General features: G+C 55.5%; 14 protein-coding genes and 3 pseudogenes. 10 read left to right on the top strand and 7 right to left on the bottom strand.

All coding sequences use genetic code 11. The annotated features are described in order from the left end of the window. Positions 1-18 precede the first annotated feature (18 nt). Positions 19-1620, bottom strand: a complete 1602-nt coding sequence (locus tag ABJI08_RS02360) for a choline dehydrogenase (protein ID WP_348400221.1) — start codon at positions 1618-1620, stop codon at positions 19-21. A gap of 107 nt (positions 1621-1727) precedes the next feature. Between ABJI08_RS02360 and ABJI08_RS02365 the strand changes: the two are divergent. Together ABJI08_RS02365 and ABJI08_RS02370 are read left to right on the top strand one after the other, a co-directional pair. Further along, positions 1728-1898 (top strand): annotated as a pseudogene (locus ABJI08_RS02365) (helix-turn-helix domain-containing protein); the annotation flags it as partial. 165 nt (positions 1899-2063) lie between these two features. After that, positions 2064-2492, top strand: coding sequence for an IclR family transcriptional regulator C-terminal domain-containing protein (locus ABJI08_RS02370; RefSeq protein WP_348400529.1), 429 nt, complete (start codon positions 2064-2066; stop codon positions 2490-2492). A 98-nt stretch (positions 2493-2590) separates the two neighbouring features. On the opposite strand, the pseudogene ABJI08_RS02375 reads toward ABJI08_RS02370, so the two are convergent. Next, positions 2591-2893: pseudogene (locus ABJI08_RS02375) on the bottom strand (DDE-type integrase/transposase/recombinase); the annotation flags it as partial. A gap of 102 nt (positions 2894-2995) precedes the next feature. After that, on the bottom strand, positions 2996-4648 hold the full coding sequence (locus ABJI08_RS02380; RefSeq protein ID WP_348400222.1) for a sulfatase-like hydrolase/transferase: 1653 nt from the start codon (positions 4646-4648) through the stop codon (positions 2996-2998). Positions 4649-4814: 166 nt separating this feature from the next. Here ABJI08_RS02380 and ABJI08_RS02385 point away from each other — a divergent pair, with 166 nt between their 5' ends. The 6 genes and pseudogenes from ABJI08_RS02385 (at position 4815) to ABJI08_RS02410 (ending at position 9642) form a co-directional block, all read left to right on the top strand. Beyond that, positions 4815-5291 carry a MarR family winged helix-turn-helix transcriptional regulator gene (locus tag ABJI08_RS02385; RefSeq protein WP_348400223.1) on the top strand — a complete coding sequence of 159 codons (477 nt, stop codon included), beginning with the start codon at positions 4815-4817 and terminating at the stop codon, positions 5289-5291. A 76-nt stretch (positions 5292-5367) separates the two neighbouring features. After that, positions 5368-6315, top strand: coding sequence for a tripartite tricarboxylate transporter substrate binding protein (locus ABJI08_RS02390; RefSeq protein ID WP_348400224.1), 948 nt, complete (start codon positions 5368-5370; stop codon positions 6313-6315). A gap of 53 nt (positions 6316-6368) precedes the next feature. Further along, complete coding sequence (locus ABJI08_RS02395; protein WP_348400225.1) at positions 6369-6791, top strand: tripartite tricarboxylate transporter TctB family protein; 423 nt, start codon at positions 6369-6371, stop codon at positions 6789-6791. Further along, the gene (locus tag ABJI08_RS02400) at positions 6791-8290 is read left to right on the top strand and encodes a tripartite tricarboxylate transporter permease (protein ID WP_348400226.1); all 1500 of its coding nucleotides are present in this window, start codon (positions 6791-6793) and stop codon (positions 8288-8290) included. The genes ABJI08_RS02395 and ABJI08_RS02400 overlap by 1 nt, the downstream gene beginning before the upstream one ends. 249 nt (positions 8291-8539) lie before the next feature. Next, entirely contained in the window at positions 8540-8899 is a 360-nt protein-coding gene (locus ABJI08_RS02405; RefSeq protein ID WP_348400227.1) for an SDR family oxidoreductase, read from the top strand. 53 nt (positions 8900-8952) lie between these two features. Beyond that, positions 8953-9642: pseudogene (locus tag ABJI08_RS02410) on the top strand (IS6 family transposase). A 210-nt stretch (positions 9643-9852) separates the two neighbouring features. Here the strand turns inward: ABJI08_RS02410 and nagA are convergent. The 4 genes from nagA to ABJI08_RS02430 are packed head-to-tail and all read right to left on the bottom strand — an operon-like array spanning position 9853 to position 13684. Further along, a complete protein-coding gene (gene nagA / locus ABJI08_RS02415) occupies positions 9853-10995 on the bottom strand; it encodes an N-acetylglucosamine-6-phosphate deacetylase (RefSeq protein ID WP_348400228.1) in 1143 nt (380 codons plus the stop codon). Next, positions 10992-12023: an SIS domain-containing protein gene (locus ABJI08_RS02420; protein WP_348400229.1), complete on the bottom strand. Its 1032-nt coding sequence runs from the start codon at positions 12021-12023 to the stop codon at positions 10992-10994. The genes nagA and ABJI08_RS02420 overlap by 4 nt, the downstream gene beginning before the upstream one ends. Positions 12024-12032: 9 nt before the next feature. After that, a complete protein-coding gene (locus tag ABJI08_RS02425; RefSeq protein ID WP_348400230.1) occupies positions 12033-12791 on the bottom strand; it encodes a GntR family transcriptional regulator in 759 nt (252 codons plus the stop codon). Next, positions 12788-13684 (bottom strand): BadF/BadG/BcrA/BcrD ATPase family protein, encoded by an 897-nt coding sequence (locus ABJI08_RS02430; RefSeq protein ID WP_348400231.1) that lies wholly within the window; start codon positions 13682-13684, stop codon positions 12788-12790. The genes ABJI08_RS02425 and ABJI08_RS02430 overlap by 4 nt, the downstream gene beginning before the upstream one ends. 158 nt (positions 13685-13842) lie before the next feature. Here ABJI08_RS02430 and ABJI08_RS02435 point away from each other — a divergent pair, with 158 nt between their 5' ends. Both ABJI08_RS02435 and ABJI08_RS02440 read left to right on the top strand, forming a co-directional pair. Continuing rightward, positions 13843-14748 carry an N-acetylmuramic acid 6-phosphate etherase gene (locus ABJI08_RS02435; RefSeq protein ID WP_348400232.1) on the top strand — a complete coding sequence of 302 codons (906 nt, stop codon included), beginning with the start codon at positions 13843-13845 and terminating at the stop codon, positions 14746-14748. Positions 14749-14758: 10 nt separating this feature from the next. Continuing rightward, positions 14759-16015 carry an ABC transporter substrate-binding protein gene (locus ABJI08_RS02440; protein WP_348400233.1) on the top strand — a complete coding sequence of 419 codons (1257 nt, stop codon included), beginning with the start codon at positions 14759-14761 and terminating at the stop codon, positions 16013-16015. Positions 16016-16066: the final 51 nt, after the last annotated feature.

Raw genomic sequence — 16066 nt, forward strand, 5'->3', positions numbered from 1 at the left:
GTACTTTCTTCGAAAAGCTCATTGACGTGCGTCTTCGAGAACGAGGGCGCTTGCTTTTTCTCCAATCATGATGGCTGGCGCGTTGGTGTTACCGCTGACGATCCGCGGCATGATCGATGCATCGGCAACGCGAAGTCCCTGAACCCCTTTGACCCGCAATGCAGGATCCAGAACCGCCATCGGGTCGGTCCCCATTTTGCAGGTACCGGTCGGATGATAGATCGTGACTGACGTGCGACGTGCCCAATCGAGAGTCGCGTATTCATCGTCAATCGCCACTCCGGCACCCGGAGCGTACTCTTCGGTGATGTGCGATTTCAGTGGCTCAGTTTGCGCAATTTTGCGGGCGATCTGAATGCCCTTCACAATCGTTCTGCAATCAGTTTCGGTCGCTAGATAGTTCGGGTGGATTTCGGGGTGGTCATCCATGTTTGCCGAAGTCAGAGACAAGCGCCCCGTACTTTCGGGACGAAGCTGCAATACCGAGGCAGTAAAGGCCGAGAACTTGTGCGGCCCGTCTGCCGGTTTGTCCGCGCTCCATGGTTGAATGTGAAACTGGATATCCGGTGTGGCAAGGTGATCTCTAGTTTTAAGAAATCCGGTGCCGAGACTCGCCGCCATGGTCATAGGACCGCGTTGGGTAAGTAAGTATTGAACGCCGATCATTGCCTGCTTGAAGATGTTGCTTGTCTCGGTGTTGATCGTACTGAGATCCGTTTTGAACACTGGCCTTGCCTGCAAATGGTCCTGAAGGTTTTTTCCCACACCCTTCAGATCAACCTTCACGTCAATTCCATGCGTTTTAAGCTCATCAGCATCGCCAATGCCGGAAAGCATTAGAAGCTGCGGTGATCCAATTGCGCCCGCACATAGGATCACCTCATTTCGCGCTTTAAGCTCTTTCATCTGACCTTTGTGACTGGCCCGCACGCCCACGGCGCGGCCGTCTTCGATAACAACCTTTTTTGTCTGGATGTCTGTGATGACGTGCAGGTTCTTTCGCCCCCGACAAGGAGCCAGATAGGCCGCCGCCGAGGAACACCGTCGTCCACCCTTCATTGTCAGTTGAAAATGCCCGACGCCTTCCTGCTCCGCGCCGTTATAGTCTGAATTGCGGCGGTAGCCGGCCTCGATAGCGGCATCGATCCACGTATCAACGACGTTTCGCTTTAAACGAGAATGCTGGACGGTAAGAGGCCCGCTTTTGCCTCGCAGGCCTGAGGCGTCATCACCTTCCCAGCTTTCTGAGCGTTTAAAGTAGGGCAGGACTTCGTCCCACCCCCAACCTGTACAGCCCATTTGCGCCCAGCCGTCATAATCCTCAGGCTGCCCTCGCACATATAGAAGTCCGTTTATCGAGCTTGATCCGCCCAACACTCTGCCACGCGGCCAAGGGATTGAGCGACCTGCAATTCCTGGATCGGCCTGTGTTTTGTAACGCCAGTCACTACGCGGATTGTCCATCGTGCGAAAATAACCAACCGGGATATGGATCCAAGGACTGCTGTCTTTCGGCCCGGCCTCAAGCAGTGCGACCGAATACTTTCCGCTTTCGGACAGACGGTTGGCAAGCGCACATCCAGCAGAGCCTGCCCCAACAACGATGAAGTCAAACTTCATTTTACCCTCAAATATCAAAAATTGAGACTATAGGTCTCGTTTTTCACAAAAAATGACGCTACTATGATTCGCGGCAAATACATCAATAATTTTTCAGGGGCTTTGTTATGGCGTCGTCCGATCGAATTCCGACAAACCTTAGAACGCTACTCATTCTTGAGGTTCTGGGTAGAAGCGATCAACCACTGACGGCCACAGAAATAAACGAAGTGCTAGGCCTTCCCAAGCAAACGGTCCATCGCCTTTGCGTCACTCTTGAAGACAGCGGATTTATCTCACGGACCGGGAGTTCGAAACGATACCAAGTTACCAGGAGGCTACGCGAACTCGGGTCAGGCCTCCTGCACAACTCACGTGACCACATAGGCAGACGCCAAATACTGAAAGATCTCGCAAGTCGAGTAGGCGAAACCGTCAACTTTGTGATTCCGGAAGATGATGGCATGCGATATCTTGATAGGGTTGAGACAGATTGGGCCTTTCGCATTCAATTACCTATCGGAACCAACGTCCCATTTCATTGCACAGCCAGCGGCAAGTGTTTTATTGCCAGCTTGCCACCGATACAGAGGCAAAATCTGGTTCAGAGCTTAAGCTTCGAACGAATGACCGACCAAACGCACCTCTCAGCAGAAACGTTGCTAAATGAATTGGCGGAAGTTCGAAAACTTAAGTTCTCATTGGACCGAGAAGAGTTCCTCGACGGTATGATTGCCTTGGCCGTACCGGTCACAGATGCAAATGGACGGTTTGTAGCTGCGATTGCAATGCACGGCCCAACCCAAAGATTGTCCATAGATCTTTTGGTCTCTCAAGTTGACTTGTTACAAACAGCCGCGAAAAAGCTCAGCAAAGCGCTTTTTTCCGGCTAATGCAGCCAATGTGGCGAATAGCCCGCGATGGCACAGAGCCCGGGTACATAAATTCGTGTTTTGCAAAGCTCGTCCTAAATGTCATTTGAACAATCCCCTACAGCTCGCCAAAGGTAATGCTGTTCATCGTTGATCTTCACGAAAATCTCGTCGAGGTGCCACCGCCATTTCGAGTAACACCGCATCCGAGTAACACGCTTCCTGCGAATTTCTGCGGCAAACATTGGGCCAAATCTGTTCCACCAAAACCGCACAGTTTCGTGACTTACATCAATGCCCCGCTTATGCAGAAGATCTTCTACATTTCGTAGCGAGAGTGGAAATCGGACGTAAAGCATCACCGCCAAACGGATGACTTCCGGACTGGTTTTGAAATAGCGAAAAGGAGAGAGTTTTGTCATCAAGCGAAGCTACGAAACCACCCTACCCTTCACAACCAGGTTTCCTCTGACATTGCCCTTTCTTGGCCTGGATAGACCTGCAGGTTCACCAAACAGGCGCCCTTAGGGGTTTGGTCGTCCAACTGGGGTGAGGCTTTCGAACGGAATGCCGGTGTCGGCTTCATACTCAACCGCATCCCAATACCCGATCAGGATGCCCGAGACAGACGCCTTGTTCATGCGGTCCAAGACCTGCGGTGTTGCAGTCACGCGCGTGTGGTGCTGCGTGGCCCACCTGAGGAGCGCTTCTTCCATTCGGGTGCGAACGGCGGTGGGTTCAGGGGCGCTGGAACCGCCGAGATCGTGAAGTTCGTCGGCATCGCATTCGAGGTCAAAAAGGATAGGTTGGAAGCCTTCGCACCGGATGTATTTCCAACGGCCGTCATAGATCATGATGGTGCGGGCATCTTCTTGATCCACGCTCAGGGTCTCGGCCATTTCAAGGCTAGAATAGTCGTGCTCACTGATCACATAGTGGCGTGAGAACCCTTTCGTTCCATGCAAGATCGGTGTCAGATCGCGCCCTTCGACGACATGGGGTCTAGGGGGGCAACCAAGGGCCGTCATGAACGTTGGCGCAAGGTCGATCATTTCGACCAGCGCATCTGAGACGGTCCCATGGGTCGCATGTGCCGCGTCGCACGGGTCCGCGATAATCAGGGGCACTTTGACGGCGGGTTCGTGATAGAAGTCTTTGTCGCCCATCCAGTGATCGCCCATGTAGTCCCCGTGATCGGAACAAAAGGCGATGACTGTGTTTTCGCTTAGCCCCTTTTCATCCATCCAGGCGAACAAACGGCCCAGATTGTCATCAAGCTGTTTGATCAACCCCATATAGGCGGGGATGACGTGGTCTCGGACCTCATCGCGGGCAAAACATTTGCTGACGCGCGATTTCTGATAGGCGGCCAACAACGGGTGCGCGTTGTCCTGTTCACGAGCGGATCGGATCGGATCCACGATGTGCTCCGCTCCATACATGTCGTGATAAGGTGCCGGGACAATGTAAGGCCAATGCGGCTTGATGTAGCTGAGGTGGCATAGCCAAGGCTGACCCTCCGCCATGGCGTCTTCCATAAAGGCCATTGCGCGGTCGGTCATATACGCGGTTTCTGAATGCTCTTCCGGCACGTTCGCCGCCAGCCGCGAATTCTTGAGCAGCCACGCAGACATCAAATCGCCGTTCTCATCCACGCCGGAATTGGCGAAGTCTGCCCACGGGTTATCGGATGAAAAGCCGAGTTCGACGAGGTAGTCATCGTAAGCCGACCACCGTTGCCGCACACTGTCCGGGTGAAGCCCATCGTCGCGCTCATAGGGATCGAACCCGCATTCCGACACCCGCACGCCGATCGCGCTTTTCGGGTCAACGCCAAGCCATGCCATGCCTTCAATATCGGCGGTCATATGGGTTTTGCCGACGAGTGCGGCACGCACGCCGACCTCGCGCAAGTGATCCCCCAGCGTGGGTTCACCGACGCGCAGGGGCATTCCGTTCCACGTTGATCCATGGCTGCGCACATAGCGGCCCGTATAGGCAGACATACGCGACGGACCACAAACAGGCGACTGAACATAGGCGTTGGTAAAGCGCACGCCGCGCTTGGCCAGCGCATCAATATGCGGCGTTTGTAGGTGCGGGTGGCCGTAACAGCTCAGGTAATCGAACCGGAGCTGATCTGCCATAATCCAAAGAACGTTTGGCGTGTCAGTCATAAATCCACCCACCTTGTTTGATGTGAAAAGCATGCCTCAAGGCGTATCTTTGCCGTGCCGAAAAGAAAACCACGGCTTCCCCATTTGAAACCATTTTATATGATTTGTCATGAAAATTGTTGCGCACTCCCCCCAAATGTACTTAACTTTAGGTCAGGGGGACGGAATGTCGGCTTCAACGCGCTTGTTACAAAACATGGATTTGGCAGCGACGCCGGAAGGCGTCAGCGTCCTGGCGGTCGCATTATTTCGCGTCGCACGCAGCTTGAAAGCCAAAATCAGCCACACTGTGAATAACCAGCCGGACGCGTTGGGACTGGTTGCCTGGCGAATTCTAATGGGGCTGACCCTCGTGAAATCGGCCAATCAACGTGAGATTGTAAATTTCGTTAGCACGGAACAAGCTCAGGTCAGTCGCGTCCTCAAGGATTTGGATGCACGTGGATTTATCGCATCGCACCCAAGTCCGACGGACGGGCGCGCGCGCGCGTTTTCGATCACGGATCAAGGGCGAGCCTGTCGCGCGCGGCATTTGCCCGCAATGTCGGCTTTGGCCAAGCAGATCGACAATGCTTTATCGGAAGCCGAACGGGTGCAGTTTCTTGACATGTGCGCCCGCATCGAAGCGGCACAGGAAGGGTAATTCCAACCATAAGAAGTCAAAACAGTTTCAGACTTTCGAAACTGACAAAATCATATGTTTATCGGGAGGTAAAAACATGAAACTAAAAACAAAAATCGCTGGGGCCCTATCGGGTCTTGTCATAGCACTGTCGGGTGCCGCACAGGCGCAAGACTGGGAACCAAGTGGCACCCTAACGCTTGAAATCGGCTTTGGTGCGGGCGGTTCGACGGATGCCATGGGCCGCGTAATTGCCGACGTGATGAAAGATCAGACCGGCTGGAACATCATTGCCGAGAACCGCACAGGTGGCGGCGGTGTGGCGATGTTCACAGGTATTTCGCAGCGCCCTGCGAACGGCAACATCATTGGGATGGGTGTGAACATGCCCATTCTGATCAACTTGAACCGCCGCGGCGATGAACTGCCGTTTGATCTGGATAGTTTCGACTACATCGGAACAGTGGCCCGCGCCCAGCTCGCCCTGATCGCTCGCGCAGATGCGCCCTTTGATACCATCGAAGAAATGGTTGCCTATTCGTTGGAAAATGACGGGTTGGCCATCGGCTTTGGTGCGCCGCCGCAAAAACTGCTTATGGAAGTTGTGAACCGCGACGCGGGGGCTGCTTTCCGGTTCGTCACAACCGAAGGCGAAGCTGAAACTCACCGGTTGTTGCTGGGCGGGCAGATCCTCGCCGGCTTCTCGGCGGGAACGCACGTGCAATACCTTGAAAGCGGCGAATTCAAGATGATCGCAAGCGCAAACGACGCGCGCCATACCTATGCGCCCGATACGCCAACGTTCCGCGAAAGCGGGTTTGACGCCTACGTTGATCCGATCTTCTATTTCGCAACAACCGCTGGCACGGACCCTGTCGCACTGGAGGCACTCCGCACTGCTTTGGCAAACGCAATCGAGTCCGAGGAAGTGATGGAAATCGTGCGCAACGCTGCCACGACGGAAACCATGAACCTTGGCGGTGACGGCACCAAACAGATGATGGTCGACGGACTTGCCAACGTCGGTGTCCTTTTCTCCAAATAAACCAAGAGGCCTGCCGGTGATCACATCGCCAGGCCTTCCATAAGGGGGACAACATGCAAAACGCCGACCGCATCACTGGCGGATTCTTCTTGGTATTCGGGATCGTCCTGTATCTCGCAGTTATCCCCAACAACGTTAGCGATATGGAAGGCGGGTGGATTTTGCCAACCACCATTCCAAACGCGTCTGCACTTATTATGGCTTTGTGTGGTGGCGTATTGGTCGTGAAGCCCACAGTTCAAGACATCCATTCCCCAACGGAATTCATGCGGGCGGGGTTCTTCTTCGCCCTACTCTGCCTTGGTCTGTGGGCGATGTCATATGTTGGATTTGTCTACGCTGGACCCGCAATAGCACTTGTGTTGATGGGCCTCATCGGAGAGCGCCGCCCAGTCTGGATCGTGACAAGCGTCGTCCTTCTGCCTGCCGCGATCTGGTTTCTTGTCGCCGTCATTCTTGAGAGGTCGCTTCCCTGATGGTCGAATTCTCAACCATACTCGCGGGTTTCGGTGACGTTTTCACTTTGTGGAACCTGGCATTTGTCTTGTTCGGTGTCGTCGTCGGGCAATTCGTCGGTGCGGTCCCCGGTATTGGGCCCGTCATGGCGATGGCAATTGCAATTCCGTTTACGTTCGGGCTCGATACATTGCCTGCTATTGCGTTCCTTGTGGGGGTTAGCAAAGGCGGGCTTGTGGGCGGGGCGGTGCCTGCCGTTCTAATGAACACGCCCGGCACACCTGATGCCGCAGCGACGGCTATGGACGGCTATCCTTTGGCGCGGCAAGGCAAGCCGCTGAAAGCCACCAAAATGGCGCTCTTTTCTTCAGTCACGGGCGATACATTCAGCGATATCGTTTTGATCACCGTCTCCGCGCCCCTGGCCATTCTGGCGCTACGCATGGGGCCGGTCGAAGTCTTTGGGTTGATGATTTTCGCCTTTGCGATCCTGTCCGGCTTGATCGGAAATTCGCTGATGAAGGGCGTCATCGCGGCGGCCTTCGGTTTGCTGTGTTCCATGGTTGGTGCCGATCCGGAGAACAACACACCGCGCTTGTTGTTCGGGTATTGGCAGAACTACGACGGGTTGCCCTTGGCATCTGTCGCCATTGGAATGCTTGCGATTTCCGAAATCCTGCGCCGTCTGTCGCAAATCACGGGCAAAATGCAAAGCGCTGTGGAAGTGATCGACACAGGAAACCCCGATGACAGACGTGTCACTTGGGCGGAATATTGGAGCTGTCGTTATACCATGGCGCGAGGCGCGGTGATCGGAACGATCCTTGGTGCGCTGCCGGGTATCGGATCAACGGCAGCGGCGTTCATGTCTTACGCATCGGCAAAGGGCGCCTCTAAGGAACCCGAAACCTTTGGCAAAGGCAATCTGCACGGCATCGCAGCGGCGGAATCCGCGAACTCGGCTGTTGTGGGGGCCAACCTGATCCCGCTGCTAACGCTTGGTATTCCAGGAAGCGTTGGGGCGGCGCTGATCATCAGCGCTTTGATGATCCACGGCGTGCAACCGGGGCCGTTGTTGTTCGAAAACCAAGGACGGCTGATTTATGGGCTGTTTGGCGCGATGATCATGGCCAACTTGATGAACCTTTGGATCGGTCAACTTGGCTTGCGCTTTTGGATCAAGGTCGTGTCAGCACCGGAATCGATCATCTTTTCGTCCGCCTTACTGCTTTGCATCGTTGGCGTGTCCATGGCCACAGGTGGCATCTTCGGGGTCGCAATCATGTTGATTTTCGCGGGCCTCGGATACCTGATGACAAGCTTTGGTTACTCCGTCGTTATCTTCATCATCGCGTTCTTCCTTGGGCCACGGTTCGAGATGTCGCTGTCACAAAGTCTCGCCCTGATGAATGGTGACTGGACCCGCATCACGAACTACCCCGTTGCCCTTGTCCTGATGGCGCTGGCAGGTTGTTCTGTGTTTTGGTTTTCAACAAGCGCGCGTAGGAGCCAAACCTAAGCGAAAGGCATCGCCTATGAGCTGCCTCCCGAGGCTCCCTCATTCATAACGAGAGTTTGCGGGTTTTGATTTCATAATCGTCGGTTTCGTTTTGGGCAAGCGCGTCGTGCGCGGAGCCCTCAAATTGCTCGAGCGCTCGACGCGCTTCAGCGGGTGTTTGGTTATAGTCGACTATGGCTGCGTACACCTCCATGTCTCGCGCTGCGACTGCGCGTTCTTCTGGAGGCAGCTCAGACCAGGCGTCGAATGATGGCAGACGCGGGAACGGAACCACGTCAGCAGGCAGAATGCCCAATTCCTGTAGATTCGAGAGGCGCTGGTCACGCAGGCTGTCCCAACCTTGCGACGGTGCAGAGAATTACGCCGTTTCAGGGTTATGCGCAAACCGGTGTGATCCTAAACACGCTCGCCCCAGGCTTAATCGATACAGACCGTATCGCAGGTCGCAAATCTTTGGACGCGCATGCCTGGGCAAGCTATGTGGCCAGGGCAAACTGGATGGGCCACGCTGGTCACGTCGACGAAATGGTTGGAGCAGCCTTATTTTTATCTGCGCAAGTGAGCAGCTTTATGACAGGCGAAGTTCTAACGCTTTCGGGTGGTTATTAGGGCATTGACACATTGACTCGACGACCGGCTTTGCGACCGATAGTTGTGGTTGAATGAGCAAGATATCCTACGCCCGCCACCGCTTTCCACCTACAATAATCCAACGGGCGGTCTGGCAGTATTTTCGGTTTCCGCTGAGTTTTCGAGACATTGAGGAAATGCTGGCCGAACGTGGGATTGAAGTCAGTTATGAGACGATCCGTCGATGGGTTTTGAAATTCGGCCCGGTTATTGCTGCCAACGTCAGATCCCGCTGCGTTCAACCTTCAGGAACCTGACATCTTGATAAGGTTTTTGTTCGCATCGGTGGCAAACGGATAAATTTGTGGCGAGCCGTTGACGACGAAGGTGAAGTTCTTGAAGTCTTGGCCCAACCTCGTCGAAACAAGTGTGCAGCCCTTAAACTTATGCGGAAACTCCTGAAAAAGCGGGGGTACATTCCGGAAAAGATTGTCACAGACAAGTTGGGTTCATATTCTGCGGCGCTTCCGGAGCTTGGCCTGGAACATCTTCATGTTACAGGCGATCGACTGAACAATCGGGCAGAAGTTTCACATCAACCGACTCGGCAACGCAGAATGGGTCGGTCCAAATCACCGGGGTCGATGCAACGGATTTTTTTGTATATCCATGATGCCGTCTACAACCATTCCAATTTGCAACGTCATCTGATCTCCCGCCCAACTCTCCCTCACTTACGCGCCAAGGCGCTTGCTGAGTGGTGTGAGATTGTTGCCGCTTGAATCTGGGTTGTTTCAACCCCCATAAACTGAAAGAGTTACTGTGACAAAGCCAGTAGAAATACGTGATCGCAGGGAATTCAGGCTAAGTTACCTCAGCGATCGAAAGTTTAAAGCACATGCGGTGTGTTCTGTTTCCCAAGAGGATGCAGCTACGAGCAAATCGGCCCTAGGACGCAACGATTCAGTTTCTATTTTTGTACTAAGCCCGGATTACTTGCACAACCGTGTGACTGTGGACAGATCGCCAGGCAGGTGATTTACCGAGAGTGCCGGATCAAGAAGTGGGTTCTCATTGTCATAGCCCCTCAGAAGCGACAGGGGCGTCGCTGTGGCGCGACGGATGGCTTGCGCTGTGTCTTCCCCAACAGCATCCACCATAGTTGATATTGCTTGCGTCATCGCAAGGTCAGCACCGGCCAATGTGCCGTTCTCCAAGGTCAGGCGCTGGTCTTTCCTGATCACCTGTCGCCCGTTAAGAACGAACCCGTCGATTTGTGACCCAGCCGTCGCCATCGCGTCCGTGACAAGCATGATCCTGTTGTTGTTTTGCGCTGCAGCCAGAGCGAGCCGGATTGTCGCGGGATGCACATGCACACCATCGGCAATCAACCCCGCGTACACGTCATCTCGTGCTAGGGTTGCGCCCACCAGTCCCGGTTCACGGTTGCCCAGTTGGCTCATCGCATTAAAGAGATGCGTCACACAACGTGCCCCCGCTTCAAAGGCCGCCATACACGTTTCAAAATCCGCATCGGTATGCCCTAGCGAGACAATAACGCCCGCGTCAGACAACGCGCGGATCTGCGCGAGCGTCGTGTTTTCCGGTGCGACGGTCATCATGACGTTTGGCAGTCGCTCGGCAGCGCTCAGGACCGCTGCCAGATCATCATCGCTCATCTGTCGGATCAGTCTGGGGTCATGGGCGCCCTTGCGTGCAACTGACAGATGCGGCCCTTCAAGATGGATGCCAGCGACACCCGGAACCTTTTCAGCAATGGCCTCTTCAACGGCGTTGATCGCCGCTTTAGTGCGTTCCGGTGTATCGGTGATCAGGGTGGGAAGAACCACCGCGGATCCAATGGAGGCATGCGCCGCCGCAATGGTACGCAGTGCGTCGACGGATTGATCGTCATTGAACATTACGCCGCCGCCGCCGTTGATCTGTAAATCGACGTAGCCCGGCGCGATAATTCCACCCGTCAAGGTCTTTACAGGGCAATCAACGGGCAGGTTTCGACGCGCGATGATGCTGCGCGCCCCATCGGCATGCAGCACCAAAGCATCGTCATCCCCATGAAAACCGACGCCATCGTATATGCGTGCACCGATGTAGGCCTCCGCAATGGTGCTCATACCGTTTCAGTCACTTTTTTCAGATGTCGCGGGGCGTCTGGATTGATCCCGCGGGATTCCGCGACCCGTTCGACCATTGAATAGAAACTGGCGATTAAACTGATTGGGTCGGTCAGCGCGTGACCGGTTCGAACAACCTCCAACTGACTTGCGGTGCTCAGCTCGCGGCTGGTGGCAAACACCGCTGCACCCTTTGCGGCGATTTCATCAGCGACGCTGGCCAATGCGGTTTCGGCTTCGTCTTGTGCAGCTAGGCCGATCACCGGAAAACCGCTGTCAACGATTGAGACCGGTCCATGCAACACCTCGGCAGAAGAATAGGATTCTGCGTGAATTTGACAGGTTTCCTTGAATTTCAGGGCGGCTTCATTCGAAATCGCATAGGCCGGTCCCCGCCCCAAACAAAAGATCGAATTGCGCCCGCCCAGGGCCGCACGTGCCGCCGGCCAGTCAAGCTGAACGGCCTGTTCGAGTTTCGACGGCAAATCCGCAATGGCAGCGCGCAGGGCCTCATCCTCGGCACATTCAGCCAGAAGCCAGATGCCCGCGATGGCCGAGTTCACAAAGGTCTTTGTCGCCGCGACGCTGATTTCCGGCCCGGCATGTAAGTTGAGTGTGTGATCTGCCACCTGTCCCAGTGGGCTGTCGGGGTGGTTTGTCATCGCAATGGACAGTGCGCCACCCGCGCGTGCCATTCGGGCCATTTCCACGATGTCGGGGCTTTTTCCAGATTGCGACACAGACAGGCACACGCTGCCTTCAAGCCTGAGCTTGCGGCCATAGATCGAGGCGATGGAAGGCCCGATTGACGCCATCGGTGTGCCCAACAGAAGCTCTGATACATACTTCAGATAGGTTGCGACATGATCTGACGATCCGCGCGCGACGCTTACCATGAACTGCGGGTCCCGGGCGCGGACTGCGTCGGCGGCGCGACGGATTGCATCGCCGCCGTTTTCAAGCAATCGTTCCGCAGCGACCGGAATTTCCAGCACTTCGGCGCGCATTTGGGTTTGGGCGATGGTCATCATTTCGGCCTACTCTTTGGCGAGGCGGAGCTCGGCTACAAAATTGTAGGCATCCCCGCGGTAGATGGATTGGGTGAATTCGACGACGCGGCCGTCGCCGAGATAGGATGTCCGCTCGATCCGCAAACCGGCCGTGCCCACAGGCACGCCAAGCAGGTCGGCGTCGCGTTCCTCAAGATTGATCGCCGAAATTTTTTGCAACGCGCGTACGGGCCGCAGCCCGACGTGTTCCAATACCGCATAGAGAGACGCTTCAACTTCTAGCGGGTTGGGCAACATCTCGGTTGATAGCGATGCGCGCTCGATCGCCATTGGTTTGTTGTCAGCGGTTCTGAGCCGTGCGATCCGCGAGACGGATGCATCAGGTGTCAGTGCAAGCGCCAGGACTTCGTCAGGGGACGGCATAAAGACCCCACGCTCGAGCCAAACACTTGTCGAGGTCATTCCGCGACGTGCCATGTCCTCGCTAAAGGAGGTCAGTCGCGAAAGGGATTGTTCAAGCTTGGGGGTGTCTGACGCAATAAAGGATCCCGACCCTTGTTTTTGCACGATGATGCCGTCTTCTGCGAGCACTCGAAACGCCTTGCGGACGGTGACACGTGACATGTTTGTAATCGCGGCGATTTCCCGTTCGGGCGGCAACGGGTCGCCAGAATTCAATAGGCCCTGATCAACGCCATCAGTAAATCGCTTGCGCATCTGCATGTAACGCGGCCCGCCGTCTGGTTGGAGCCACTTTTCTGGTGCCAGAAAATCTGCGATATTCATGTACGGACCTCTGTGCTTTTTCCAAGTTGGGTTAAGGCGAAGTTGAAAGCGCCATCCAAGGCATCGCCCCTACGTTCGCACAAACCTGATGTCGTTTCGGGGGGGAGAAAACAAGCGTAATGGGGGCCAACGCCACCGGTCAAACACAGCGCGTCTCCTGCCTTGAAACGCAAAGCGGTCAGGCATTGCTGCAAGTGATCGGCGCCTGCCCGAATGATTTTTTGGCCCACAGGGTCATTCGCGCGTGCGCTTTCAACAACGTCCGGCGCGAACGCGCCGTAGTCTCCTGGCTTAGCTGACATGCTGAACGCCACGATCTCATTGGGATCGTCGTTGAACTTTGCAAGCAACGCGCGCGTGAGGTAGCTGTGTGCGAAAAAACCGTCGTGGCAAAGCAAAACGTTCCGCAAACCTTCCCGTCCGATCCACGAACCAGATGCCTGATCGCCGACGTGAAAGCCCCAGCCACCGACGCTCCGGAAAACGCCATCCGTGCGCGCCGCGGCAATTGTTCCTGTGCCAACAGAAAGCAAGAAACCGTCTTTCCCGCCAAGCGCGCCGTTCAGGGCCGTCGGGCGGTCATCGGTCACAGCTGTATGTCGATACGGAAACGCGGCAGCAATTCTGCTGGCATCCCGTTCATTCATCACCCCAGCCAGCCCCAGATGCGCGGCGGCGTTGGTCAATCGCCCCAAAGAGAAGCCGCCGCCAAGGGCGGCATCTTCCACAGTAGCGATCACATTCTTGATCGCGCGCTCTGGATCGGTGGCCATGTTCGCACGACCGCCTTCTGCGCGGGCAAGCACCCCGCTTACCATTGTGCCGATGGCTGCGCGGCACCCGGTGCCGCCCCCATCAACAGCGATAATCAAGGTGTGTGATGAATCAATCATGTAGCACCTATATAATACCTCTAATGAAATTACCATACCTTTTTGCGGTATTTTTGACTGATTGGCCTTTCTGATCGACATTTTTCGCGCGGAATTTTAAAATTGTAGACAAAAGGTATTGAATAGGTATTATCTGTTCATCGGGGAGGGGGATTCGCATGCCGTTGCCAACAACAGAAACAGTACCAGCCGGAGATTACATCGATGCGCGCACAGCGCTCCATGCGGCGACGTTCCTGCTGGACGGCCAACTGGCCGCGATCGACGCGGTCAAACATGCCGCACCGGCGCTTTCGAAGGGCGCCCAAAGGATGGCTTCTGCGATCCGTGCGGGTCGCAGCCTTCATTATGCTGCCGCGGGAAGCTCCGGCCTGATGGCGCTTGCGGACGCAAGTGAGTTGCATGGCACTTTCGGCATTCCTAGTGACCAGATCAATATTCACATGGCGGGCGGCGTGCCTGTCGATGGCTATATGCCGGGCGATACCGAAGATGACGAAACCGCCGTCGCTCAGATTGCAGAGAAAATGCGCGCAGGCGATATTGTCATTGTCCTGACCGCCAGTGGCACCACGCCATATGCACTCGAAGTTTCCAGGATCGCCCAGCGCAAGGGTGCGACTGTCATCGGAATCGCAAATAATTCAGGGACGCCGCTGCTCGATTTGGCGGACGAGCCGGTCTGTATCCAAACTGCGCCTGAGGTAATTGCAGGTTCAACCCGATTGGGCGCAGGAACGGCGCAAAAAGCGGCGCTCAACCTGATGTCTTCCTTAATGGGGATAGAGCTGGGTCATGTCTATCGCGGCGAAATGGTCAATGTCATTGCTGACAATGCCAAACTTGTGCGGCGCTCCCTTGGCATGGTCGCGCGCATCGCGGGCGTGTCCGAGGACGCAGCGGAGGCCGCCATCGCGCAAGCCGATGGTCGCGTCAAACCGGCGATTCTTGTCGCGACCGGGTGCCAGCTCGAACAGGCACTATCCTTACTCGAACAGCACAGCGGCCAGCTCGGCCCCTGTCTCGCTTCACTTACATCAAACCAGACCAATGGGTCTAACTAGGGAGAAGACCATGAAAAAATCCACTTTGATCGGAGCCATGATGGCGTCGTCAGTCCTTACTGGAGCAGCCACGGCTCAAGAGGTGACGCTGACTATCGAAAGCTGGCGCAATGATGACCTTGCCATCTGGCAAAACGACATCATCCCTGCGTTCGAAGCCGCGCACCCCGGCATCAAGCTGAACTTCACGCCCTCTGCACCGGCTGAATACAATGCGGTGCTGAACTCCAAACTGGACGCGGGCTCTGCTGGCGACATCATAACATGCCGCCCGTTCGATGCCTCTTTGGCGTTGTTCGAGGCCGGGCATCTGGCCGACATTAGCAATCTTGACGGCATGGCGAATTTCTCACCCGTGGCAAAGTCGGGCTGGAGCACCGATGATGCTTCCGTCCAGTTCTGTGTGCCAATGGCTTCGGTGATCCACGGCTTCATCTACAACAAAGACGCCTTTGAAGAACTGGGCATCGAAGTGCCAACAACCGAAGCCGAATTCTTTGCCGCCCTCGACACCATCAAGGAAGATGGCGGCTACATCCCAATGGCGATGGGCACCAACGATCAATGGGAAGCCGCAACCATGGGCTACAACAACATTGGCCCAAACTACTGGAAAGGGGAAGAAGGTCGTTTGGCACTACTAGCCGGAGAGCAGTCGCTCACCGATGAAGCATGGGTTGCACCCTATCGTCTGCTTGCGCGCTGGAGCGAATATCTAGGCGACGGCTATGAGGCGCAAACCTATCCTGACAGCCAGAACATTTTTACCCTGGGCCGCGCCGCGATTTATCCGACCGGGTCCTGGGAAATTTCGGGCTTTAACAATCTGGTTGATTTCGAAATGGGTGCCTTTTACCCTCCGGTCCAGAATGCGGGCGACACCTGCTATATTTCGGATCACACCGATATCGGCATCGGCATGAACGCGGCGACCGAAAACCCGGAAGCGGCGGCAACTTTCCTCAACTGGGTCGGCTCATCCGAATTCGCCACAATCTTTGCCAATGCGCTGCCTGGGTTCTTCCCGCTGTCGGACGCACCGGTCACGCTTGCAGATCCGCTGGCACAAGAAATCATTTCCTGGCGGGGTGAGTGCGAAAGCACGATCCGGTCTACCTATCAGGTCCTGTCCCGCGGTACACCGAACCTTGAAAACGACACATGGAACGCTTCCGTGGCTGTGATCAAAGGCGAGGAAAGCCCGGAAGATGCGGGCGCGCGCCTGCAATCTGGTCTGGCAAGCTGGTACGAACCCCAGCAGAAGTAAGACACCTCCCTGGTCCTGTGCGGCACCTATCGCTGCGCGGGGCCAAATTCC

Origin of the sequence: Shimia sp. (genome assembly GCF_039969785.1) — a bacterium.
Classification (GTDB): domain Bacteria; phylum Pseudomonadota; class Alphaproteobacteria; order Rhodobacterales; family Rhodobacteraceae; genus Shimia.